Annotated in this window: 19 protein-coding genes; 7 read left to right on the top strand and 12 right to left on the bottom strand. The window is 61.0% G+C overall.

The annotated features are described in order from the left end of the window. Window positions 1–47: 47 nt before the first annotated feature. The gene (locus NL64_RS03945; RefSeq protein WP_437176909.1) at window positions 48–548 is read right to left on the bottom strand and encodes a Csu type fimbrial protein; all 501 of its coding nucleotides are present in this window, start codon (window positions 546–548) and stop codon (window positions 48–50) included. 309 nt (window positions 549–857) lie between these two features. Here NL64_RS03945 and zapE point away from each other — a divergent pair, with 309 nt between their 5' ends. Both zapE and NL64_RS03935 read left to right on the top strand, forming a co-directional pair. After that, entirely contained in the window at window positions 858–1,979 is a 1,122-nt protein-coding gene (gene zapE / locus NL64_RS03940; protein ID WP_034146982.1) for a cell division protein ZapE, read from the top strand. A gap of 100 nt (window positions 1,980–2,079) precedes the next feature. Beyond that, window positions 2,080–3,396 (top strand): leucine-rich repeat-containing protein kinase family protein, encoded by a 1,317-nt coding sequence (locus NL64_RS03935; RefSeq protein WP_034146853.1) that lies wholly within the window; start codon window positions 2,080–2,082, stop codon window positions 3,394–3,396. Window positions 3,397–3,518: 122 nt separating this feature from the next. On the opposite strand, the gene NL64_RS03930 is transcribed toward NL64_RS03935, so the two are convergent. Continuing rightward, a complete protein-coding gene (locus NL64_RS03930) occupies window positions 3,519–4,223 on the bottom strand; it encodes a YebC/PmpR family DNA-binding transcriptional regulator (protein ID WP_034146852.1) in 705 nt (234 codons plus the stop codon). A 218-nt stretch (window positions 4,224–4,441) separates the two neighbouring features. On the opposite strand from NL64_RS03930, the gene NL64_RS03925 reads away from it, so the two are divergent. Then, a complete protein-coding gene (locus tag NL64_RS03925) occupies window positions 4,442–5,857 on the top strand; it encodes a type VI secretion system Vgr family protein (RefSeq protein WP_034146851.1) in 1,416 nt (471 codons plus the stop codon). Here the strand turns inward: NL64_RS03925 and NL64_RS03920 are convergent. Together NL64_RS03920 and NL64_RS03915 are read right to left on the bottom strand one after the other, a co-directional pair. Next, window positions 5,854–7,245, bottom strand: coding sequence for an FAD-dependent oxidoreductase (locus NL64_RS03920; RefSeq protein WP_034146850.1), 1,392 nt, complete (start codon window positions 7,243–7,245; stop codon window positions 5,854–5,856). The two genes, NL64_RS03925 and NL64_RS03920, sit on opposite strands and share 4 nt — an antisense overlap. A gap of 70 nt (window positions 7,246–7,315) precedes the next feature. Further along, on the bottom strand, window positions 7,316–8,641 hold the full coding sequence (locus NL64_RS03915) for an MFS transporter (RefSeq protein WP_034146849.1): 1,326 nt from the start codon (window positions 8,639–8,641) through the stop codon (window positions 7,316–7,318). Window positions 8,642–8,910: 269 nt separating this feature from the next. Here NL64_RS03915 and NL64_RS03910 point away from each other — a divergent pair, with 269 nt between their 5' ends. Then, window positions 8,911–9,783 carry a LysR family transcriptional regulator gene (locus NL64_RS03910; protein ID WP_034146848.1) on the top strand — a complete coding sequence of 291 codons (873 nt, stop codon included), beginning with the start codon at window positions 8,911–8,913 and terminating at the stop codon, window positions 9,781–9,783. 118 nt (window positions 9,784–9,901) lie between these two features. Here NL64_RS03910 and NL64_RS03905 read toward each other — a convergent pair whose 3' ends face one another. Further along, window positions 9,902–10,765, bottom strand: a complete 864-nt coding sequence (locus NL64_RS03905) for a LysR substrate-binding domain-containing protein (protein ID WP_034146847.1) — start codon at window positions 10,763–10,765, stop codon at window positions 9,902–9,904. 109 nt (window positions 10,766–10,874) lie between these two features. On the opposite strand from NL64_RS03905, the gene NL64_RS03900 reads away from it, so the two are divergent. From NL64_RS03900 to NL64_RS03890, 3 genes are all read left to right on the top strand, one after another. Then, window positions 10,875–11,984 (top strand): 2-aminoethylphosphonate--pyruvate transaminase, encoded by a 1,110-nt coding sequence (locus NL64_RS03900; protein ID WP_034146846.1) that lies wholly within the window; start codon window positions 10,875–10,877, stop codon window positions 11,982–11,984. Between the two features lie 153 nt (window positions 11,985–12,137). After that, window positions 12,138–12,965 (top strand): phosphonoacetaldehyde hydrolase, encoded by an 828-nt coding sequence (gene phnX / locus NL64_RS03895; protein WP_034146845.1) that lies wholly within the window; start codon window positions 12,138–12,140, stop codon window positions 12,963–12,965. 252 nt (window positions 12,966–13,217) lie between these two features. After that, window positions 13,218–13,778, top strand: coding sequence for a cytochrome b (locus NL64_RS03890; RefSeq protein ID WP_034146844.1), 561 nt, complete (start codon window positions 13,218–13,220; stop codon window positions 13,776–13,778). 110 nt (window positions 13,779–13,888) lie between these two features. Here NL64_RS03890 and NL64_RS03885 read toward each other — a convergent pair whose 3' ends face one another. From NL64_RS03885 to pqqC, 7 genes are all read right to left on the bottom strand, one after another. Then, window positions 13,889–14,815, bottom strand: coding sequence for a 1-aminocyclopropane-1-carboxylate deaminase/D-cysteine desulfhydrase (locus NL64_RS03885; RefSeq protein ID WP_034146843.1), 927 nt, complete (start codon window positions 14,813–14,815; stop codon window positions 13,889–13,891). 107 nt (window positions 14,816–14,922) lie between these two features. Then, window positions 14,923–16,962, bottom strand: coding sequence for an NADPH-dependent 2,4-dienoyl-CoA reductase (locus NL64_RS03880; RefSeq protein ID WP_034146842.1), 2,040 nt, complete (start codon window positions 16,960–16,962; stop codon window positions 14,923–14,925). 142 nt (window positions 16,963–17,104) lie between these two features. Beyond that, on the bottom strand, window positions 17,105–18,841 hold the full coding sequence (locus NL64_RS03875; RefSeq protein ID WP_034146841.1) for a PAS domain-containing hybrid sensor histidine kinase/response regulator: 1,737 nt from the start codon (window positions 18,839–18,841) through the stop codon (window positions 17,105–17,107). Further along, window positions 18,825–19,988, bottom strand: coding sequence for an alcohol dehydrogenase-like regulatory protein ErcA (gene ercA, locus NL64_RS03870; RefSeq protein WP_034146840.1), 1,164 nt, complete (start codon window positions 19,986–19,988; stop codon window positions 18,825–18,827). The genes NL64_RS03875 and ercA overlap by 17 nt, the downstream gene beginning before the upstream one ends. Window positions 19,989–20,211: 223 nt before the next feature. Continuing rightward, a complete protein-coding gene (gene pqqE / locus NL64_RS03865) occupies window positions 20,212–21,354 on the bottom strand; it encodes a pyrroloquinoline quinone biosynthesis protein PqqE (RefSeq protein WP_034146839.1) in 1,143 nt (380 codons plus the stop codon). Further along, on the bottom strand, window positions 21,332–21,604 hold the full coding sequence (pqqD, locus tag NL64_RS03860; RefSeq protein WP_034146838.1) for a pyrroloquinoline quinone biosynthesis peptide chaperone PqqD: 273 nt from the start codon (window positions 21,602–21,604) through the stop codon (window positions 21,332–21,334). The genes pqqE and pqqD overlap by 23 nt, the downstream gene beginning before the upstream one ends. Continuing rightward, window positions 21,601–22,353 carry a pyrroloquinoline-quinone synthase PqqC gene (gene pqqC, locus NL64_RS03855; protein WP_034146837.1) on the bottom strand — a complete coding sequence of 251 codons (753 nt, stop codon included), beginning with the start codon at window positions 22,351–22,353 and terminating at the stop codon, window positions 21,601–21,603. Before pqqC ends, pqqD begins: the two co-directional genes overlap by 4 nt. Window positions 22,354–22,357: the final 4 nt, after the last annotated feature.

Raw genomic sequence — 22,357 nt, 5'->3', positions numbered from 1 at the left:
TTCCCTGCACAACCCGGACTGCGCCGGACTGATTGCTGCGAATGCGCTTACCAGCTGACAGTGACCTTCACCAGGTCCGAGTAACGGCTGACCCTGGGAATCTCCGCCAAGGGTTCGATGCGGGCATACAAGGGCAAATCCACCGAGCCGGTGTCCGGCACACGGCCGCTGATCGGCACATCCACCGCCAGCGGAATGCGCCGCGCCGGGTCCTGATAGAGCCGATAAGGAATGGGTTTGCTGTGTTCGGCGTTCCCCGCCATGTAACGCACGTCGCCAACGCCGCCATGCAGGCCGCCATCGACGCGTAATTGATAAGGGGTATCAGGGTTGCATTCGAGCCGTGGCAGGCGCTCGTTCATTAGTGCCGCGCCGAGCGGCCCGGCGGGATCATCCAACCGCGCGGTACTGCCGAAATCGAGCACACCCAGTTGCTCGACGCCCGCGTTGCGTTGCTGCCCGACCAACTGGCAGCCGCGCTGCACATCGACCCGCACCTGCACCTGGAGATCGGCGGCCAACACCGTCGCACTGAGCCCTGCGCCCATGACTGCCAACAGCAAACGTCCATTCACGGCCCCGTTCCTTTTGTGGGGTGTCCTGTAAAAAACAGGTTAGCAATGCGTCGGAAATTCGCCAGTCAGGTCGCGAAATCGGTTGCTTAAAAGAGAAGTGATTTTGTCTGATCACGACTGAAATCCACCGCGAAGTAGCGCGAAATTAACTGTACACACCGCAATATCTTGTCCAAGAAACGCCTTTAGTCCCGCGTACACAACTGGAAGCGAATTCCCCCCTCTGGTTACACTATGCCGCCGCAGGTCGGGAGCCTGCCTGAAGATGGGGATGACATTACAGTGACCGTTCGACCGCCCAACCGCTCGCGTCTCACACCACGCTGGCCGTCACTGCGCCGCCTCTTCGGCAAGGCTGCGCCCGCCAGTGGTGTCGCGACGGGTCGGGTCATCCACGACTACTTTCACCACAAGGCCCATTCCCAGGGCTACACCCTCAGCCATAGCCAACAACGCGTGATCGACTGCATGGCGCAACACGCCACGACGCTGCTGGGTGCCGGCGCGAAAACCCTGCCCGGACTCTACCTGCATGGTGCCGTCGGTCGTGGCAAGAGCTGGCTGCTCGACGGTTTTTTCCAGGCCGTTCCCCTCGCGGAAAAACAGCGCCTGCACTTCCATGAGTTTTTTGCCCGGTTGCATCAGGGCATGTTCAGCCATCGCGACCAGCCGGACGCACTGTCGACCACGCTGGATGAGCTGCTGCGCGATTGTCGGGTGTTGTGTTTCGACGAGTTTCACGTCCATGACATCGGCGACGCGATGCTCATCACGCGGTTGTTCAAGGCGTTGTTCCGCCGGGGTATATTGCTACTGGTCACCTCCAACTACCCGCCGGAAGGCCTGCTGCCCAACCCGCTCTACCACGCGCGCTTCAAACCGGTGATCGACCTGATCAACGCGCGCATGCAGGTCATGGAAGTCGGCGGACCGCATGATTACCGCAGTCAGGCCAGGACCCATGCGCAGCAAGTGTTTACCCAGGGCCAATACGTCTGGCCTGCTTCGCTGTCGCAGCGTCGGGCGTCGAACCTGCCAGCCGCCGATGCGCCGGCCATTGCGCTGCCCGTCGGCACTCGCCATTTACCCGCCCGCTACTGCGAAGGACGCACCATCGGCTTTACCTTCGCCGATCTGTGCGACCACCCGACGGCAGTGATGGATTACCTGGAACTGTGCCGGCGCTTCGATTACTGGATCATCGACCAGTTGCCGAACCTGGCCGACTGCACGATTGCCGCCCAGCAGCGCTTCATCAACCTGATCGATGTTTTGTACGATCAGGACAAGCATCTGATTCTGCTTGGGGAACGCTCGTTATGCGAAAGCCTGGGCGGCGATGCCATCGACCTGGCGCGGACGCGTAGTCGGTTGGGGCAGTTGGTGGAAGTGCGGGAGGAATAGGTATAGATCAAAAGATCGCAGCCTGCGGCAGCTCCAGGTGCGATTTGGCCCACTCGGCTATCATGCCGCCCATTCATTCGATCAATAGCGAACCCCGTTCATGCACACCCTCGCCCAACTGCGCGCCGGCACGCTGGCAGGCATCACTCGCCTGGACCTCAGCGACGGCCTGACAGAGTTCCCCCAGGAAATCTTCGACCTCGCCGATTCCCTGGAAGTACTCAACCTCAGTGGCAACGCCTTGAGCAGCCTGCCCGATGACTTGCACCGTCTGACCCGTTTGCGCGTGCTGTTCTGTTCGGACAATCGGTTTACCGAGCTGCCCGTCTGCCTGGGTCAATGCGCGACATTGACCATGGTCGGCTTCAAGGCCAACCGCATCGAACGTGTGCCGGGCGAGGCGCTGCCGCCGTTGCTGCGTTGGCTGATCCTGACCGACAACTGCGTGCGTGAGCTGCCAAGCGAACTGGGCGAACGCCCGCACCTGCAAAAACTCATGCTCGCCGGCAATCAGTTGCAGCGTTTGCCAGAGAGTCTGCGTGACTGCCATCGACTCGAGCTGATCCGCGTCGCCGCCAACCAACTGACCGAATTGCCGGAATGGCTGCTGACCCTGCCGAGCCTGACCTGGCTGGCCTACGCCGGCAACCCGCTGGAAACCGAAGCCGCCCTGCAAGCGACGGCGAGTATTCCCTGGTCGGATCTGCACCTTGAGCGGCAACTGGGTGAAGGCGCCTCAGGCGTGATCCATCGGGCTACATGGACAAAACCGGACCAATCCACCACCCCGGTCGCGGTGAAGCTCTACAAGGGTGAAATGACCAGCGATGGCTCGCCGCTGCACGAAATGAACGCCTGCATCACCGCTGGCATTCACCCTAACCTGATCCGGGTTGAAGGGCAGATTGTCGACCATCCGCAACAAACGGCCGGGCTGGTGATGCAGTTGATCGAGCCGAGCTATCGCAACCTCGCCGGACTGCCGAGCCTGGCGTCCTGCAGCCGGGACGTCTACGCCGACGACACCCGGTTCAGTGCCGCAGCCGCCCTGCGCATCGCCCGTGGCATCGCTTCGGTGGCCGAGCACCTGCACAACCAGGGCATTACCCACGGTGACCTCTACGGCCACAATATTCTGTGGAACGAGCATGGCGATTGCCTGCTGGGCGACTTTGGCGCGGCGTCTTTCCATGCCACGGCGGACAACCTGGAGAGCCGTGCCTTGCAACGCATTGAAGTGCGGGCGTTCGGGGTTTTGTTGGGGGAATTGCTGGAGCGGATCGATTCGGGGTTGAGTGATGAGACGCGCATGCGACTGGAAGATTTGCAGCAGCGCTGCTGTCAGGCGGATGTGTTGAATCGACCGGGGTTTGGTGAGGTTGTTCGGGCGTTAGAAGTGCTTGACTCCAACCGCTAGAACTCTGTGGCGAGGGAGCTTGCTCCCGCTCGGTTGCGAAGCAGCCGCCGCTTTTGGGGACGGCTTCGCCGTCCAGCGGGAGCAAGCTCCCTCGCCACAGGTCAGATCAAAACCGGTTCGGCTTAACCCGCCAACCCGACAAACATGTCCTGCACGTCATCATGGTTATCGAGGCCTTCGAGGAAGGCTTCGACTTCAGCCATCTGCTCATCGCTCAGGCCGCTGACCGGGTTTTTCGGCTGGTAGCCCAGCTTGGCCGACAACACGGTGAAACCTTGCTCTGGCAGGGCTTTCTGTACCGCGTCCAGATCCGTAGGTTCGGTGAGGAACAGGGTTGCGCCGTCTTCACCTGGCTCAAAATCCTGAGCGCCCGCTTCGATTGCAGCCATCTCCGGATCGGCGTCCGGGCTGTCCGGCGAGGCTTCGATCATGCCCACATGGTTGAAGTCCCAGGCCACCGAACCGGAAGCGCCCAGTTGGCCCTTGCGGAACGCGACGCGGATTTCAGCCACGGTGCGGTTGATATTGTCGGTCACGCATTCAACGATCAGCGGCACCTGATGCGGCGCGAAGCCTTCGTAGGTCACGCGATGGTATTGCACGGTTTCGCCCAACAGGCCCGCACCCTTCTTGATGGCGCGATCCAGTGTTTCCTTGGGCATCGAAGCTTTCTTGGCCTGTTCAACCACCAGACGCAGGTGTGCGTTGGTGGCGGTATCGGCACCGTTGCGCGCAGCGATGGTGATTTCTTTCACCAGTTTGCCGAAGATCTTGCCCTTGGCGTTGGCTGCCGCTTCTTTGTGTTTAACCTTCCACTGTGCGCCCATTACTCACTCTCTTGTCTATGGCGCCGAGACATCTATTGGCCGACGCATGGCGCCAAGTTTATACGGCCTAAAGTTGGCAATCGACCAAAAATTCTCGCAGCTGATCGACATCTTCACCAACGGTTGTAGGGCGATTCTGAAACTTCGATTTGGCGTGTCCATCAAGGGCTGTGGTTTCGTACCCTCTGTGCCCGTACTCCATGGCAGAAGCGCGTTCGATGCACAACGACAAGGAAAGTCCCTTCACCCTGACCCTGCTGGACGATGACTTGAGTTTTCAGGTGGTCCAGTTCAACGGCCATGAGGCGCTCAACCAACTCTATCGATTCGATATCGAGGTGATCGGCCTGACGCCCGCCATGCACCTTGATCACTTGCTGCAGCAACCGGCGCTGCTCTGCTTCGGTGACGGCCCGGGATTTCACGGTGTGCTGCACAGCGCCAGTTACGAACATCGCGGACCGAACCGGGTCGGCTACAAACTGGTGTTGATGCCTGCACTGCAAACGCTGGATCAAAGCAAAAACCGACGCATCTTTCAGCACCTCAGCGTACCGCTGATCCTCCGTCAGTTGCTGGAAGAACATGAGCTGCCCGAGGACAGCTATCGTTTTGAACTGGCGAACGGGCACTACCCGCTGCGGCCGTTTTGCATTCAGTACGAAGAAACCGACCTGGACCTGCTGCAACGGCTGTGTGAGGAAGAAGGCATTCACTACCACTTCGAACATCGCAGCGACGGGCATGTGCTGGTGTTCGCCGATGACAGCCTGAGTTTTCCCCAGGAGCCGCTGTTGATGCCCTTTCGCAATGATTTACCTGACACCAAGCGCGAACCGGTCATCAGTGAGTTATTCCAGCGCCATGATTCGCTGTCGTCGATGCCGCGACTGGCCGCCAGAAATCGCGGCGCACCGGACACCGACAACGGCGCGGCCAACCACTCTTTCAACCCATCTGCGGCGCTCATGCCTCGTCCCGCCCACGAGCAACGCCATCGCGATCAATTGGCTCGTCGGCAGCTGGAGCGACTGCGTTGCCAGCAGGTGCAGGTCCATGGACAAAGCAATCAACGGCAATTGCGTAGCGCCGGCATCGTCCAGGTTGAGGAACATCCATTGCCTGGGTTCAACGATCAATGGCTGCTTACCCAGGTCGTGCATCAGGGCAAACAGGGGTCGCTTCTGGCGGGGCACAACCCCGACATGCGCCAGCGTTACCACAATCAGTTCACTGCCATTGCGTGGTCAACCGTGTTCAGGCCGGCGCTGAAGCAGACGAAGCCGAGCATCCCCGGTTACCAGCCGGCCCGCGTGTCTGGCCCCGTCGGGCAACCGGCCGTGCTGGATGATCGAGGTCGAGTACAGGTGAACGTGTGGCCTACAGCGGATGTTGATCCCGAGGGTCTGTGGATGCCGGTCGCGGTCGCTGCGTCCGACGCCCGGATCGATCCGTCCGCGCTACCTCTGGCGGGCAGCGAAGGGCTGGTCAGTTTCCTCGACAGCGACCCCGACCGCCCGGTGTTTTGTGCCAGCAGCGTGCAACGCCATACTCCCCGCCCGACCCGCCAGCCTGAACCCCGCAGCGAGAGCCGCCTGCTGTTCGACTGGCTGATCAATCCCGCGGATCATTAGCCCTTGTCAGCCTTGCCGGCCGCTGCGGCGAATTTCGCCAGGCGCACGTCCAAGTGCCGTGGCCGCCGTCCGTGATCCTCGGCGCGCTCTTTGCGGCGGATGGCGTTGCGCACCATCAACGAGCCGAGGTATCGAATCGGTTCCGGCGGAAAGAACCCCAGCGGCCCGTTTACCAGCGGCGAACGGGTCCAGGCGTTGTCGAGGCCTTGGACCATCGAAGCGAGAATCTGCCCGCCCATGTGGCACGGCCCGACGCCGCTGCCGGAATAGCCGAAACCGTAGAACACGTTACCGCTGGCACTCATCTGCCCGAAGAACGGCAACCCTGTCACCGAGCGATCCGACGGACCGTTCCAGGTCGCTTCGACCTTGACGCTGGCAAAAGCCGGGAAGAAATCCGCCAGGCTGTTCTGCAACAGGCCGGCATAGGGCGAAGGCTGATCGAATACTGGCAGCATGCGTCCGCCGTAGGCAAAGGTGTTGCCCCCCTTGCCGAGCATGATCCGGCCGTCGGGGGTGTTGTGGTAATAGTGCACGAAGATCCGCGAATCGAGCACCGTGACGCCGCTGGTCAAACCGATTTCGTTGAGCAGGTCGGGACGGGGTTCGGTGATCAGCATGTCGCTGGAGACGATCGCCACGCTGCGTTCGAACTGCGGAAACGCGCGAGCCATCCAGGCGTTCATCGCCAACACCACTCGATCGGCGCGCACGGTGCCGTTCGCGGTTTGAATGCCCGCAGGCTTGCCCTCCTCCAATCCGGTCATGGCGGTGTTTTCATGAATCCGCACGCCCAGTTGCAAGGCCACCCGGCGCAAACCGCGCACCAGTTTGCCCGGCTGCACGCTGGCGGCGGCCGGGGAAAACCAGCCTTCGAGGTGTTTGCTGGAACCGGCCATGCGCTGCACATCCGCCACTGGCCGTTGAGTGAACGAGTTGATGCCGTTGCGCTCCAGCGCCGCAATCACTGCATCGGTCGAGCCGACCTGGGCGCGATTGGTGGCGGTGTAAAGGGTGCCGTCGAGGCGGTAATCGGCGTCCACCGCATACTTGTCGCAGAAGGCGCCGATGGCGTGGATGCTGCTCTCGGATTCCTTGACCAGGCGCACGGCTTCTTCTACGCCGAACAGCCGCTCCAGGGTGAAATACTTGGCCGACCACGACAACGCACAACCTCCGTTGCGACCGCTGGCACCGGCGCCGCAGATGTCCGCCTCAATCAGCAACACATCCAGTTCGGGGTTCTGCTCCTTGAGCATGATCGCCGTCCACAACCCGGTGTAACCACCGCCGACGATGCAGACGTCGGCGCGGGTGTCGCCTTCCAGTGGCGGGCAGGTTTCGGACGTATCGGCCTTCAGGGCCTGGTCCAGCCAAAAGGGTCTCATGGGGCATTTCTCCGGTCAGATGTCCACACGCTCGCCTGCCGCGGGCGCAGCAGGCGGCGCGGGACAGGGTTCAGGTACGCAGGGGTTTGATGCTCATCGGCCGGTTAGGCACAAAGGGATAGTTGACGCGCAGGCCGCCCGGGCGGCTGTTCCAGTACGGGATCAACACCAGCGCGGAGAACATCGCGCAGCCAGCGAAGACGATGAACACCGTCACCGTGTCGAAATAACCGGGCAGCAATCCGCCAAGAATCGCCCCGACCGAACCGCAACCGTTGACGAACCCGGCCGCCGTTGCGCCGGCCTTGGCGGTGCCGAAATCGATGGCCGCCGCGCCGCTGATCATTGAGTCCGGTCCGTAAAGCGTCAGGCCCATGACAAACAACAGCGCCACCACCAGCGCCACGCTACCCGTGTGCAGGGCGCCCATGAAGAAGGCGAGCGACACGGTCAGCGCCAACAGGCTGATGACGCAGGCCGGCATGCGCCGGGCGCCGAACAGTTTGTCCGAGGCCATGCCGATCATGATCGGCCCGAGCAACCCGGCCAGCTCAAACGCCGTCGGAATGATCGCTGCGCCGACTTTGCCAACCGAGGGCATCTGTTCGAAAACGATCACCGGGCCCCACAGCAGAATCGCGTAGCGTGCCGGTTTCAGCATGAAGTACGAGAGGCCGAGAATCAGCACGGTACGGTTGCGCAGGATTTCCTTGAGCGGCGCCAGGACGCTGATTTTGCTTTGGGCGTAGGCCTCTTCAGCGCTCAGTTCGGGCTCAGGCTCCACGGCCGGCAAGCCGACGTCTTCAGGTTTGTTGCGTTGAAAAATAAAAAACAGCACGGCGACCAGCCCAACCACCGCCGCACTGGAAATGAACGCTGCATGCCACGAGCCAATCAGCGTATACGCCCACCATCCGGCGAACGGCGACGCCACCAGACCGCCAAAGGCGTAGCAGGAACTCCATAGCCCCAGCACCCGCCCGCGCTGTTCGGAGGGAAAGAAACTGCCAAGGTTCTTGCACAACCCCGACCAACCGGTGGATTGCGCCAACCCTTGAATCAACATGCAAGTGGCGAAAATCGGCAACGTGGCGAAACTGCCCATCACCAACGCGGCCGCCGCCGATATCAGCAACCCGCCGAGCACCACAACCCGTGGGCCAAAGCGGTCGGCGAGGATGCCCCAGGTGAATTGGCCGATGGCGTATGCGGTGAGGTAAATGGCGTCGAGGTTGGCCATGGCCATTTTGTCGAGCATGAAGGACGGGTCTTCGCCGATGCCGAGTTTGGCAACGGAAAACGCTTTGCGGGTGAAGTAGAAAGCGGCGTAGGCGAGCCAGGTGATCGCGAAGATCTGCACGCGCCAACGCTTGATGGTGCCGATGTGCTTGTTCATTGTGGTTCTGACCTCAGGGTGTGAGTGTGCCGGCAGAATTGGAAGAAAACGCCTGTGTTTTTTATTGTTAAGCACTGCGAAATCACCTTGTCCCTGTGGGCGATTCCGGTCAGATGAGTCCTGCTGTTGCACGCACAGGCTCATGGCCACCGTTGCTGATCGACCGACCAGTCACCGGGGCTGAAGCGGATAAAAACAATTACTGATTAATAAGTGAAATCGATTTATCGTATTTCCAATATAAGTTCAGCTTGTTACTGGAGGTTTCGATGTCGGTTTCCCACGCCCAGCTCAAAGCCTTCCACGCCGTGGCCGTGCATGGAAGCTTTACCAAAGCCGCCGAGCGGCTGTTTCTGACGCAACCGGCAATCTCCGACCAAGTGCGCAAACTCGAAGAGCGCTACGGCGTTTTGCTGTTCCACCGCAACAAACGCTCGGTGCGCCTGACCGATCTGGGCGAGCGCCTGTTGAGCGTTACCCAGCGGCTTTTTGTGATCGAGGCGGAAGCCCAGGAGCTGTTGCAGGATTCCCAGGCGTTACAGACTGGCAGCCTGATTCTGGCGGTGGATGCGCCGGTGCATGTGCTGCCGCAAATCGCCCGGTTCTGCGAGCGCTACCCCGGCATCAGCGTGAAGATCGAAACCGGCAACACCGATGAGTCGCTGTTTCGGCTGTTCAACTACCAGGCCGATCTGGCGTTGCTCGGACGTGAGGTCAGCGACGAACGGTTGATCTCCCTGCCGCTGCGCAACGACCCGATGGTGGCGTTCGTGTCGCGTAATCATCCGTGGGCGGACCGCGAATCCATCACCCTAGCGGACCTGGACGACACGCCGCTGGTGCTGCGGGAAATCGGTTCGGTAACCCGTCAAACACTGGAAGAAGAAATGGCCGGTGCCGGGTTTCGCATTCGTCCGGCGATACAGGTCGAAGGTCGGGAAGCGGCGCGGGAGGCGGTGGTGGTGGGGATTGGCGTGGGCGTGGTGTCGGCCGCCGAGTTCGGTGCGGATTCGCGGGTGTGTGCGTTGCCGATTACCGATTGCAAACGACGGCTGACAGAAACGCTGGTGTGTTTGCGCGAGCAGAGTTCGCGGCGGGTGGTGGCGACGTTTCTGCAGATGGTGCGTGAGAGTCTTGTGTAGGCAGGCCCGGCCCCATCGCGGGCAAGCCACGCTCCCACAGGATTTACGCCGGTCACCTGTTTTGTGCACGACTCAAACCTGTGGGAGCGTGGCTTGCCCGCGATGGCCGCGACTCAGTCTACTTGCTTGAGGCCAAGCCGAAAAACGCCTGTATCAAACGCAAATCCCGCCGCCGCTCCATGCACCCCATCATGTGCCGATTCACCAACCCCTCGCCAATGATCGGCACCGCCGCCACCCGCGGGTCGTGGCTGACTTCGACCGATGACACCACGCCCACGCCCAACTCAGCCGCTACCGCCTCGGTGACTGCCTCGCGACTGTCCAGCTCCAGCAATACACGAGGATGCACGCTGGCCTGAGCACAAGCTTCATCGAACGTACGCCGGGTAATCGAACTCGGCTCGCGCAACACCATGATCACCTGATCCAGCTCCTTGAGCGGCACGCCTTTGCTCCGCCGCGCCCACGGATGACCTTCGGGCACGAGCGCACAAATGCGTGATTCGCTCAAGGCTTGCAGATGCAAGCCCTTGCGCGGCTCGACCTCGGTCAGCACCGCCACGTCGGCATGTTCTGACAACAACGCCGCGAGGGTTTCCTGAGCATTGCCCAGACGTAAATTCACCGTGATCCCCGGATAACGCGCGCGCAGGCTGGCGAGCATCGGCATGACCATGTGCGGCCCGTCCGCCGCCACTTCCAGGCGCCCGGTGAGCAACTGTCGGTTGGCTTCCAGCATCACTTGCGCCTCTTCGGCCAGGCCGAACATCGCCCGGGTGATCGCCGCCAGTTTGGTGCCCTCCTCCGTCAGTTCCACCCGGCGCGCAGTCCTGCGCAACAGGGTGATCTGGTAGTGCTCCTCCAGCGCCTTGATGTGCCCGGTAACCGCCGGTTGGCTGATGAACAGTCGCGCAGCGGCGCGGGTGAAGCTGCCCTCGCGGGCCACGGCGTCGAAGGCGCGGAGCTGAAACAGGTTCATGAATAAGCCTCACTGATGGCTGGCATAACAACAAACAATTTGATTGATAACTCGGCAAATTGCAATTTAAGCCCCGTAGCGTCATCCCATCGATTGCGAGGACACGAGAATGAGTATTGCCGCACCCATCCTGCTCACCCCCGGCCCATTGACCACGTCGGCCCGCACCCGTCAGGCGATGATGGTTGACTGGGGTTCATGGGATGACCGCTTCAACCAACTGACCGCCAGCCTCTGCGAACAACTGCTGGCGATCATCAACGGCGCCGCCAGCCACCACTGCGTGCCTCTGCAAGGCAGCGGCACCTTCGCCGTTGAAGCGGCCATCGGCACGCTGGTGCCTCGCGACGGCAAAGTCCTGGTGCTGATCAACGGCGCCTACGGCAAACGCCTGGCGAAGATCTGCGAAGTGCTCGGTCGCTCGTTCAGCACCTTTGAAACCGCCGAAGACGAACCGACCACCGCCGCCGACGTCGAGCGCCTGCTGCGTGCCGACCCAGGCATTACTCACGTCGCACTGATTCATTGCGAAACCAGCACCGGCATCCTCAACCCGCTACCGGAAATCGCCCAAGTCGTCGAGCAACACGGCAAACGTCTGATCATCGACGCCATGAGCTCCTTCGGCGCCCTGCCGGTGGATGCGCAACAGGTGTCGTTCGATGCGCTGATCGCTGCGTCGGGCAAATGCCTCGAAGGCGTACCGGGGATGGGGTTTGTTTTCGCTCGCAAGGAATCCCTGGCCCACGCGGCAGGCAACTCGCATTCGCTGGCGATGGATTTGTTCGATCAGCACACCTACATGACCAAGACCGGTCAGTGGCGCTTCACCCCGCCGACCCACGTGGTCGCCGCGCTGCACGAAGCGCTGCTGCAATACAACGAAGAAGGCGGCCTGCCGGCCCGGCACGAGCGCTACGCCGCCAATTGTCAGGCTCTGATGGAAGAGATGAGCAAACTGGGCCTGCGCAGTTTCCTGCCGACCGCGATCCAGGCACCGATCATCGCCACCTTCCATGCCCCGAAAGATCCGCGTTACCAGTTCAAGGAATTCTACGAACGAGTCAAGGCCAAGGGTTACATCCTCTACCCCGGCAAACTGACCCAGGTCGAAACCTTCCGCGTCGGCTGCATCGGCTACGTGCAGCCAGCCGAAATGCGCGAAGCCGTAGCCGCCATCGGCGAAGTGCTGCGCGAGATGGAAGTGCTAGAGATCTGAATCGCCTCAAATCCCTGTGGGAGCGGGCTTGCCCGCGATAGCGGTCTGACATTCACCATTGATGTCGACTGACAGTCCCCCATCGCGGGCAAGCCCGCTCCCACAGGAACGCCGAACTCCCGAATAGCTCGTTCTCACAGGAATTTGATCACCATGAACTACACCAACCCAAGCAAACTCCAGGCCGCCATCCTCGACTGGGCCGGCACTGTGGTCGATTTCGGTTCTTTCGCGCCGACGCAAATCTTCGTCGAAGCCTTCGCCGAGTTCGACGTCCAGGTGTCCATCGACGAAGCCCGTGGCCCGATGGGCATGGGCAAGTGGGACCACATCCGCACGCTGTGCAATCAGCCGGAAGTCGCCGAACGTTATCGAAAAGTGTTCGGCCGCACACCGACCGACGATGACGTCACCGCCATCTACCAGCGCTTCATGCCGCTGCAAATCGAGAAAATCGCCGAGCACTCGGCACTGATTCCGGGCGCCCTGGACACCATCGCCAACCTGCGCCAGCAAGGGATCAAAATCGGTTCCTGCTCCGGTTATCCAAAACAGGTCATGGACAAAGTCGTCGAGTTGGCCGCCACCAATGGTTACGTGGCTGACCACGTTGTTGCCACCGACGAAGTACCGAACGGCCGTCCGTGGCCGGCTCAAGCATTGGCCAACGTGATCGCCCTGGGCATCGACGACGTCGCCGCTTGCGTGAAGATCGATGACACTGTGCCGGGCATTCTCGAAGGTCGTCGGGCCGGCATGTGGACCGTCGCGCTGATCTGCTCGGGCAACGCACTGGGCCTGGACTACGAAGGTTATCGCGCCCTCGGCAGCGACGAACTGGCCAGCGAGCGCAAACGCATTCACGCGCTGTTCGAAGGCTCGCGTCCGCACTACATGATCGACACCATCACTGACTTGCCGGAAGTGATCGCCGACATCAACAAACGCCTGGCCAAAGGCGAGATGCCTCAAACCAGCTGACAAACCCGCCCCTTGTAGGAGCTGCCGCAGGCTGCGATCTTTTGATCTTGATCTTGATCTTGAAAAAACAAAATCAAAAGATCGCAGCCTGCGGCAGCGCCTGCAGGGGATTTGCGTTTTGGCTGTCAATTACCTGAACCAGAGCATCCCGTGACGGATAGCCACAGGCAAACCCGGTGAAACAGGATTACAGTTAAGGCACACCGTCGATCAAGAACGGGCGCTTCAAACCGGACCTGTGAGGAACACCGTATGCCGTGGAAAAACTCCGACTCGCGCTACAGCACCGTGTCAATTGCACTGCATTGGTTGATGCTGGTCCTGCTGGCGCTGGTTTACGCCTGTATCGAACTGCGCGGCCTCTTTCCCAAGGGCAGCGGCGGTCGAACGCTGATCGTGGAATCGCACTTCATGCTCGGCCTGACCGTATTCGTATTGGTCTGGCTACGCCTGTTCGCCCGCAGCCTGGGCCCGGCACCACAGATCTTTCCAGCTTCGCCGAAGTGGCAAACGCTGCTGGCCAAGTTGATGCACTGGGCGCTGTACATTTTCATGATCGCCATGCCGATTCTCGGGTGGCTGGTGACCAGCGCCAAAGGCAACCAAGTGATGTTCTACGGTTTCGACCTGCCGCTGCTGATCGCGGAAAACAAGGACCTGGCCAAGCAGATCCAGGGCTGGCACGAGCTCGGCGGCACGATCGGCTACTGGCTGATCGGCCTGCATGCCGTGGCGGGGCTGTATCACCACTATGTGGTGGGCGATAACACCTTGTTGCGGATGATGCCGAAGCGGGTGAACAGCAATTCCTGATAACACCAACCATCCCCTGTAGGAGCGAGCCTGCTCGCGATTGCGGTTTATCAGTCGAATCATTATTCACCGACATACCGCTATCGCGAGCAGGCTCACTCCTACAGGGGTCAGGTTTTCAAGTTAAAACCTCGGCGGCCCTGTAGACCACCAGTATGTATAAAGATTAACCGTGTGCCTCGGGCAAACTTCCCTGCCTCGACTTGCTGCTTGAGCGCCAGCAATGCTTTGCCTGTGTACAGGGGTTCAAGAGCAATGCCGCTGACTTGCTCGGTCTGCGCAATGAATTCAAGCAACAGCGGATCGACCTTGGCAAAGCCACCCCGGCTTGCGTCGAACAGTTCATAAGTCGGAGCATTCACGCCCGCCTCCTCCAAAATGCGCTCGACCTGCTGCGCCACACCGTGATCGTCCGGCACCGCCAACGCACCGTAAACCGGGTATTCTCCCGCTTCAGCCATTACCAACCCGGCCAGGGTTGTACCCGTCCCGCAAGCCAGCCACCAGCCGTCATAGTCACTCCAACCCAATCCCTCCAGTTGCTGGCAGGCCAGTGCTTTGAGCTGAGTGCAGCCCGTTGCTCCTGGCAAACCACCGCCGCCTTCGGGCACCGGAAACAGTTCGGGATACCGCGCCTGCCACTGCTCCCAGAACCCCGCTTCATTCCGCGCCCGGTAACCGCCATAACCGAGCCAGTGCAATTGCATGCCGAACGCCTGCAAGTCGTTCACCGTCGGCGTCTCCTGAGCGTGCCCGCGCAATAAACCGACCGTGGCGAAACCGAAACGCTTACCGGCGGCGGCCAGTGCGTGAAGGTGATTTGAGTGCGCTCCACCGAGGCTGATGATGCCTTCGGCGCCTGCAAGGTCAGCGGCTTTGAGGTGTTCGATGAGCTTGAACCATTTGTTGCCGCTGATCAGCGGGTCGATCTGGTCCAGGCGCAGGATCGCGACGTCGATGTTGGCATTGGAGAGCCAGTCGAGGTGGAGGGGTTCGAGGGGGGCTTGGGGTAGCCAGTTTGCGGGAGGAGAAAGCATTGATGCCGGCTCTGGGTGAAGAGCCGACATCTTAACAGTTGAACTGTGGCGAGGGAGCTTGCTCCGGCTCGGCTGCGGAGCAAGCTCCCTCGCCACAGGTACGCCAATTACAGTTCAGCAGCCAATCGCGATCCCTGATTGATCGCGCGCTTGGCATCCAGCTCTGCCGCAACGTCAGCGCCGCCGATCAAATGCACATTCTGCCCCGCCGCCACCAGGCCATCCTGCAATTCACGCAGCGGGTCCTGCCCGGCGCAGATCACGATGTTGTCCACTGGCAGCACTTGCGGCTCGCCGGTTTCGCCGATGCGGATGTGCAAGCCTTCGTCGTCGATCTTCAGGTATTCGACGCTGTTGAGCATCTGCACCTGCTTGTTCTTCAGACCGGTGCGGTGAATCCAGCCGGTGGTCTTGCCCAGGCCGTCGCCGACCTTGGATTTCTTTCGTTGCAGCAGGAACACATCACGGGCCGGGGCATGGGGCGCCGCCTTGATGCCGGCAACACCGCCGCGTGCTTCGAGGTGCGTGTCGATGCCCCACTCTTTCCAGAACTCATCGCGGTTCAGGCTGGTGGCCTGACCCTGATGAACCAGGAATTCCGACACGTCGAAACCGATACCACCCGCGCCGATCACCGCAACGCGCTTGCCCACTGGCTTGCGCTCAAGCAGCACGTCCAGGTAACTCAGCACCTTGGCGTTCTCGACGCCCGGAATTGCCGGAGTCCGTGGGGCAATGCCGGTAGCCAGAATGATTTCGTCGAACCCGCCCTCGACCAGTTTTGCCACATCCACGCGAGTGTTCAGGCACACCTCGACGTTGGTGGTTTGCAGTTTGCGGCCGAAGTAACGCAGGGTCTCAAAAAACTCTTCCTTGCCCGGCACACGCTTGGCCACGTTGAACTGGCCGCCGATTTCGCTGGCGGAATCGAACAGCGTCACCTGATGGCCGCGCTCGGCAGCCACAGTCGCGGCGGACAGCCCGGCAGGACCGGCACCGACCACCGCGATCTTCTTGATCTGCTTGACCGGCACATAGTTGAGTTCGGTTTCGTGGCAGGCACGCGGGTTCACCAGGCAACTGGTCAACTTGCCGCCGAAGGTGTGGTCGAGACACGCCTGGTTGCAGCCGATGCAGGTGTTGATTTCATCGGCGCGACCTTCGGCAGCCTTGTTGACGAAATCCGGGTCGGCAAGGAACGGTCGCGCCATCGAGACCATGTCGGCATCGCCTTCGGCCAGGATCTGCTCGGCGACTTCCGGGGTGTTGATGCGGTTGGTGGTGATCAGCGGAATGTTCACCGAACCGCGCAGCTTGGCCGTGACCTTGCTGAACGCCGCACGCGGCACCTTGGTGGCGATGGTCGGAATCCGCGCTTCGTGCCAGCCGATACCGGTGTTGATGATGGTCGCGCCAGCCTGCTCGATGGCCTTGGCCAACAACACGATTTCTTCCCAGGTGCTGCCGCCCTCGACCAGATCGAGCATCGACAGACGGAAAATGATGATGAAGTTCGGACCTACCGCTTCACGCACCCGACGGACGATTTCCACCGGCAGGCGCATGCGGTTTTCGTAGCTGCCGCCCCAACGGTCGGTACGGTGGTTGGTGTGGGCCGCGAGGAACTGGTTAATGAAATAACCTTCCGAGCCCATGATTTCGACGCCGTCGTATTCGGCCTGTTGCGCCAGGGTCGAACAGGTGACGAAGTCGCGGATTTGCTTTTCGATGCCTTCCTCGTCCAGCTCTTTAGGCTTGAACGGGTTGATCGGTGCCTGAATGGCGCTTGGCGCGACTTGTTTCGGGCTGTAGGCATAACGGCCGGCGTGGAGGATCTGCATGCAGATCTTGCCGCCCGCCTCGTGCACCGCACGGGTGACGATCTGGTGCTTGAGCGCCTCTTCTTCGGTGGTCAGCTTGGCCGCGCCGGAGTACACCCCGCCCTCGTCGTTCGGACCAATACCGCCGGTGACCATCAGGCCGACACCGCCACGGGCACGCTCGGCAAAGTACGCCGCCATGCGCTCGAAGCCACCGGGTTTTTCCTCAAGACCGGTGTGCATCGAGCCCATCAGGGTGCGGTTGCGCAACGTGGTAAAACCCAGGTCCAGCGGGGCCAACAGGTGCGGGTAATGAGCGGCGGTCATCGGTAACTCCACAACGAGCGATCACGGAAAAAGTGCGGAAGCTCTGCGGCCCCCGTCAGTCATGTTCGACAGACTAAGAGCCGAGCCGTTGACGCTCAATGACCGAAACTGACAACTTAATGATCCAAATGCGCAGCCGCATTCAAGCCGGTGTCCCCAACAGCTGACTCAGCACCGCACGCAACTTGCCGGGTTTCACCGGTTTGTTCAGCAGCGGTGCTTCGAGCCGTTGTAATGAGCGCCGGCACTGATCCGTACGATCCGCGGTGATGATCACCGCAGGAATGGGCTGGCTGAAATGCTCGCGCAAATGCCTGACCACGTCACATCCCACCACGCCGTGATCAAGGTGGTAGTCCGCCAGAATCAGTTCCGGTGCCTGCCCCGCCAAGGCCGCCAGCGCCGAGTGTTCATCGGTGGCCGTAACCACGTCGCAGCCCCACTGCTCGAGCAACGCGCTCATGCTCTCGAGGATGCTCACTTCATTGTCCAGCACCAACAAACGCCGGCCCGGCAACGGATTACCCGTGCCCGGTTGCGGCGCTGCGAGGCTGATGGGCAACGGGATCTCACGGGAAATCGGCACCTCGATGCTGAACATCGAACCCCGGCCCGGCAGCGAATGCACCTGGATTCGGTAGTCGAGGATTTTCGCGATGCGCTCGACGATCGCCAGCCCCAGGCCCACGCCTTTGCGGTCGGCAGCGCGGCCAACGTCCAGTTGATTGAATTCGAGGAAGATCGAGTCGAGACGATCGGCCGGGATCCCGCGCCCGGTGTCCCACACTTCCAGGCGCAACTTGTCGCCCCGGCGCCTTGCCCCTAGCAGGATGCTGCCTTCGTCGGTGTAGCGGCAGGCATTACTTAGGAAGTTACGCAGGATCCGCGTCATCAGGCGCAAGTCAGTGCGTATGGCGTAATCGCCCATGTGCACACGCAGACGCAACCCGGCGGCCTCGGCCACAGACTGGAACTCCGAAACCAGTGGCCCGAGCAATTCGTCGAGTCGATACAGCGCCACGTCCGGCTTGACCGCCGCTTGATCGAGCCGGGAGATATCGAGCAAATCGGTGAGCAAATCCTCGGCGCCTTCCAGCGCCTGATGGGTGCGCTCGACCAGCACCTGCTCGACCTCGGGCAGCTTGCGTTCACGCAAGGTCGAGATCAGCAACCGCGCGGCATTGAGCGGTTGCAACAAGTCGTGACTGGCGGCGGCGAGGTATTTGTCCTTGCTGTGATTGGCCGCTTCGGCGGCGTCACGGGCATCGCGCAAGGCTTCTGCGATCTGCTTGCGCTGGGTGATTTGCTGTTGCAGGTTGCGGTTGGCTTCCAGCAGTTCATCGGTGCGCGCGGTCACGCGCTGCTCCAGTTCATCATTGAGCTGCTGCAAACGTTCCTGAGCGAGTTTGCGTTCGGTGATGTCGGCGACAAAACCTTCCACCAGGCCTTCCTGATCGGGCTTGAGCAACAGGTTCATCAGCACGTCGAGGCTGCTGCCATCCTTGCGCCGCAACTGGGTTTCATAGCCGTGCAGGCTGCCCTGGTGGGTGAGGATTTCGCCGATGTTTTCCAGCTCCCGGGCACCGCCGACGAACAGATTGCTTGCCAGGTCCGCCAGGGAGAACAGCACTTCCTGCGGGTCTTGATAGCCGAGCATGCGCGCCAGTGCCGGGTTGGCGGCGCGCATGCCCTCATGCAGGCTGGCCTGGAAAATCCCGTGGACGGCGTTTTCGAACAACCACTTGTAGCGGTTGCGCTCGGCCTCCAGTTCATCGAGGCGCGCGGCCAGTTCCGGGTAATGGCTCTTGCGCGCCGAATGACTGCCTAATCCAAGTAGTCCGGCCAGCGCCCGTTGTTGCTCGTCAGAGGGCTTCGCCATAGACGACCTCGACATCACGCTGACTGGATTCACGCGGGTTGGTGAGAATGCACGGGTCATCCATGGCGTGTTGCGACAGGAAGGGAATGTCCGACGTCCTGACCCCATGCAGCCCGAGGGTTTCGTGGAAACCGATGGCATGTTTCAGGGCGATCAGGTGCTCAACCAGCCGCCCGCAGATCTGCCGATGACTGAGGCCCCGGCAGTCGATGCCGAACGTCTCGGCGATGACTTTGAAGCGGTCCGGCGCCGAGTCGTAGTTGAACGCCACCACGTGTTCCACCAGCACCGCGTTGCACAGGCCATGGGGCAAGTCGAGAAAGCCGCCGAGACTGTGAGACATGGCATGCACCGCGCCGAGGATCGCGTTGGAGAACGCCAGCCCGGCCTGCATGCTGCCGAGCATGATTTTCTCGCGCAGGGCGATGTCGGTCGGGTTGGCGATCATCTGCACCAGGTTGCCGTTGATCAGGCGCATCGCTTCCAGCGCATGGGGATCGGTCAGCGGCCCGTGACCGGTGGACACGAAGGCTTCGATGGCGTGTACCAAGGCGTCGATGCCGGTACAGGCGGACAGGAACGGGTCCATGCTCAGGGTGGTTTCCGGGTCGATCAGCGATACATCCGGCACCACTGCCTTGCTGACGATGGAGAACTTCATACGCTCCTGTTGATTGGAAATGATCACGAATTGCGAGACGTCGGCCGAGGTGCCGGCGGTGGTCGGAATCAGGATCAGTGGCGGGCTGGGCACGCGGATGGTGTCGACGCCTTCGAACTCGAGGATGCTGCGACCATGGGCGACCACAATGCCGATGCCTTTACCGCAATCCATCGGACTGCCGCCGCCGACGGCGACGATCACATCACAGTGATTTTCCCGGTACATCTCGGCACCGAGCATCACCTCTTCCACACGCGGGTTTGGAGAGACGGCGCTGTAAAGGCAATACTCGATACCCAAGGCTTGCAGGCTGGCTTCGACATCCGCTACCCAACCGGCGGCAATCACCCCCGGGTCGCTGACCACCAGCACCTTGCGCGCGCCAAAGGTCTTGGCGTAGTTACCGACGTTATGCCGGCAACCGGCACCGAAGATGATTTCAGGCGAAACGAACTTACGCAGCTGACTGAGACTCTGGCTCATTGGAAAGCCTGTTTTTATTGTTTTGGAAGGTAAGTTCCACACTAAAGCATCCGGCTGCGAATGCAATCAGACCAATGGCTGGATGTACTCGCCTTCAAATTCACCGCCGGACCCTGTGGGAGCGGGCTTGCCCGCGAAGGGGTCGGCAAATTCAACATATGTTTTACCTGAACCACCGTCTTCGCGGGCAAGCCCGCTCCCACAGGGACTGGTGTCGTTGGGATTATCCGCGGTAAATAAGTCGCGAAGCCTTCTCGTTGCGCAACGTCAGGTGTTCCATGCCCAACCCCGGCGCTTCCGCTTCCTCGCGGGCCTTGAGGATAACGCCATGGTGAGGCGACTTGCTGCACACCGGGTCGGCATTGGCGGCATCACCGGTGAGCATGAACGCCTGGCAGCGACAGCCACCCAGATCCTTGTGTTTTTCATCGCACGAGCGACAAGGCTCTTTCATCCAATCATTGCCACGAAAACGGTTGAAGCCAAATGAATCGTTCCAGATATGTTCGATGCTGTGCTCGCGCACGTTGGGAAACTGCACCGGCAACTGCCGGGCGCTGTGACAAGGCAACGCCGTGCCGTCCGGGGTGATGTCGAGAAACAGGTTGGCCCAGCCGTTCATGCAGGTCTTGGGGCGCTCTTCGTAATAGTCCGGGGTGACGAAGATCAATTTGCAGGGATGACCCTGAGCTTCGAGGCGCTCGCGGTACTCGTTGGTGATGCGCTCGGCGCGTTGCAGTTGTTCACGGGTTGGTAGCAGGCCGACGCGGTTGAGTTCTGCCCAGCCGTAGAACTGGCAGGTGGCCAATTCGACGAAATCAGCTTCCAGCTCCAGGCACAAATCAATGATCCTGGCGATGTCATCAATGTTGTACCGATGAGTGACGAAGTTCAGCACCATCGGATAGCCCTGGGCTTTCACCGCACGGGCCATCGCCAGTTTCTGCGCGAAGGCCTTGCGCGAGCCGGCGAGCATGTTGTTCACCGCTTCGTCGGCGGCCTGGAAACTGATCTGGATGTGATCGAGCCCGGCGACCTTGAAGTCGCGCACCTTCTGCTCGGTCAGGCCGATACCCGACGTAATGAGGTTGGTGTAATAACCCATGTCCCGCGCGGCCTTGATCAATTCGGCGAGGTCTTGCCGAACCAGTGGCTCGCCACCGGAAAAACCCAATTGCGCAGCGCCCATGTCCCGCGCCTCACGGAATACGCGAATCCATTCCTGCGTGCTCAGTTCCTCGCCGTGGCGGGCGAAATCCAAGGGATTGGAGCAATAGGGACACTGCAACGGACAGCGATAAGTCAGCTCCGCCAGCAACCACAACGGCGGCCCTGGCAGCGCGTCACTCGATCCAGAATTGCGCATGGGCGACCTCCAGAAAGGCCAGCACGTCCTCGTCGATGCCCGGCACACCGGGAAAACTCGTGGTCAGCCGATCAATGATCGCTGCCACGCTGCGCTGGCCATCCACCAGATCGAGAATCTGACCGGCACTGGCATTGAGTTTGATCATGCCTTCGGGGTACAGCAACACGTGGCAATCCTGGCGGGATTCCCATTGCAGACGAAAGCCCCGACGCAAAGACGGTGCCTGCTCGCGACTGATCAGACTCACAGGGCGATCCCCCGATGCCAGACATGTTCCCGGGTGACGGTGTGATACGGCGGGCGTTCCAGCTCATAGGCCATGCTCATGGCATCGAGCATGCTCCACAGCACGTCGAGCTTGAATTGCAGGATTTGCAGCATGCGTTGCTGGGCTTCGAGGGTGACGTAATACGCAAGCGTGATGCGCAAGCCGTGTTCGACATCGCGTCGAGCCTGACTCAGCCGCGTACGAAAGTAGTCATAACCGGCGACGTCGATCCACGGGTAATGGGTTGGCCAGGCATCGAGTCGCGACTGATGGATCTGCGGCGCGAACAGCTCGGTCAGTGAGCTGCTGGCCGCTTCCTGCCAGCAGGCTCGACGGGCGAAATTGACGTAGGCATCCACGGCGAATCGTACGCCGGGGAGCACAAGTTCCTGTGACAGGATTTGCTCGCGGTCGAGCCCCACTGCTTCGCCCAAGCGCAGCCAGGCTTCGATACCGCCCTCGCTACCCGGCGCACCGTCATGGTCGAGAATCCGTTGCAGCCATTCGCGGCGCACGTCGCGGTCCGGACAGTTGGCCAGAATCGCGGCGTCCTTGAGCGGGATGTTGACCTGGTAATAGAAGCGATTGGCGACCCAGCCCTGGATCTGTTCGCGGCTGGCGCGACCGGCGTACATGGCTTGGTGGAACGGATGGTGGATGTGGTAGTAGGCGCCCTTGGCGCGCAGGGCCTGCTCGAATTCGCTGGGGGTCATGGGGGTGTCGGTCATTGCA

The organism is Pseudomonas fluorescens, assembly GCF_000802965.1.
GTDB classification, from domain to species: domain Bacteria; phylum Pseudomonadota; class Gammaproteobacteria; order Pseudomonadales; family Pseudomonadaceae; genus Aquipseudomonas; species Aquipseudomonas fluorescens_A.
The sequence above is the reverse complement of the archived record's forward strand: the minus strand, read 5'-3'. Positions and strand labels throughout refer to the sequence as shown.

Coding starts and splice junctions, on each gene's coding strand:
- NL64_RS03920 (WP_034146850.1), bottom strand. CDS start 7,245: ATGAGACCCTTTTGGCTGGACCAGGCCCTGAAGGCCGATACGTCCGAA.
- pqqC (WP_034146837.1), bottom strand. CDS start 22,353: ATGACCGACACCCCCATGACCCCCAGCGAATTCGAGCAGGCCCTGCGC.
- NL64_RS03890 (WP_034146844.1), top strand. CDS start 13,218: ATGCCGTGGAAAAACTCCGACTCGCGCTACAGCACCGTGTCAATTGCA.
- NL64_RS03885 (WP_034146843.1), bottom strand. CDS start 14,815: ATGCTTTCTCCTCCCGCAAACTGGCTACCCCAAGCCCCCCTCGAACCC.
- phnX (WP_034146845.1), top strand. CDS start 12,138: ATGAACTACACCAACCCAAGCAAACTCCAGGCCGCCATCCTCGACTGG.
- NL64_RS03910 (WP_034146848.1), top strand. CDS start 8,911: ATGTCGGTTTCCCACGCCCAGCTCAAAGCCTTCCACGCCGTGGCCGTG.
- NL64_RS03875 (WP_034146841.1), bottom strand. CDS start 18,841: ATGGCGAAGCCCTCTGACGAGCAACAACGGGCGCTGGCCGGACTACTT.
- NL64_RS03925 (WP_034146851.1), top strand. CDS start 4,442: ATGCACAACGACAAGGAAAGTCCCTTCACCCTGACCCTGCTGGACGAT.
- NL64_RS03900 (WP_034146846.1), top strand. CDS start 10,875: ATGAGTATTGCCGCACCCATCCTGCTCACCCCCGGCCCATTGACCACG.
- NL64_RS03905 (WP_034146847.1), bottom strand. CDS start 10,765: ATGAACCTGTTTCAGCTCCGCGCCTTCGACGCCGTGGCCCGCGAGGGC.
- NL64_RS03945 (WP_437176909.1), bottom strand. CDS start 548: ATGGGCGCAGGGCTCAGTGCGACGGTGTTGGCCGCCGATCTCCAGGTG.
- NL64_RS03935 (WP_034146853.1), top strand. CDS start 2,080: ATGCACACCCTCGCCCAACTGCGCGCCGGCACGCTGGCAGGCATCACT.
- pqqE (WP_034146839.1), bottom strand. CDS start 21,354: ATGCGCAATTCTGGATCGAGTGACGCGCTGCCAGGGCCGCCGTTGTGG.
- ercA (WP_034146840.1), bottom strand. CDS start 19,988: ATGAGCCAGAGTCTCAGTCAGCTGCGTAAGTTCGTTTCGCCTGAAATC.
- NL64_RS03915 (WP_034146849.1), bottom strand. CDS start 8,641: ATGAACAAGCACATCGGCACCATCAAGCGTTGGCGCGTGCAGATCTTC.
- NL64_RS03930 (WP_034146852.1), bottom strand. CDS start 4,223: ATGGGCGCACAGTGGAAGGTTAAACACAAAGAAGCGGCAGCCAACGCC.
- NL64_RS03880 (WP_034146842.1), bottom strand. CDS start 16,962: ATGACCGCCGCTCATTACCCGCACCTGTTGGCCCCGCTGGACCTGGGT.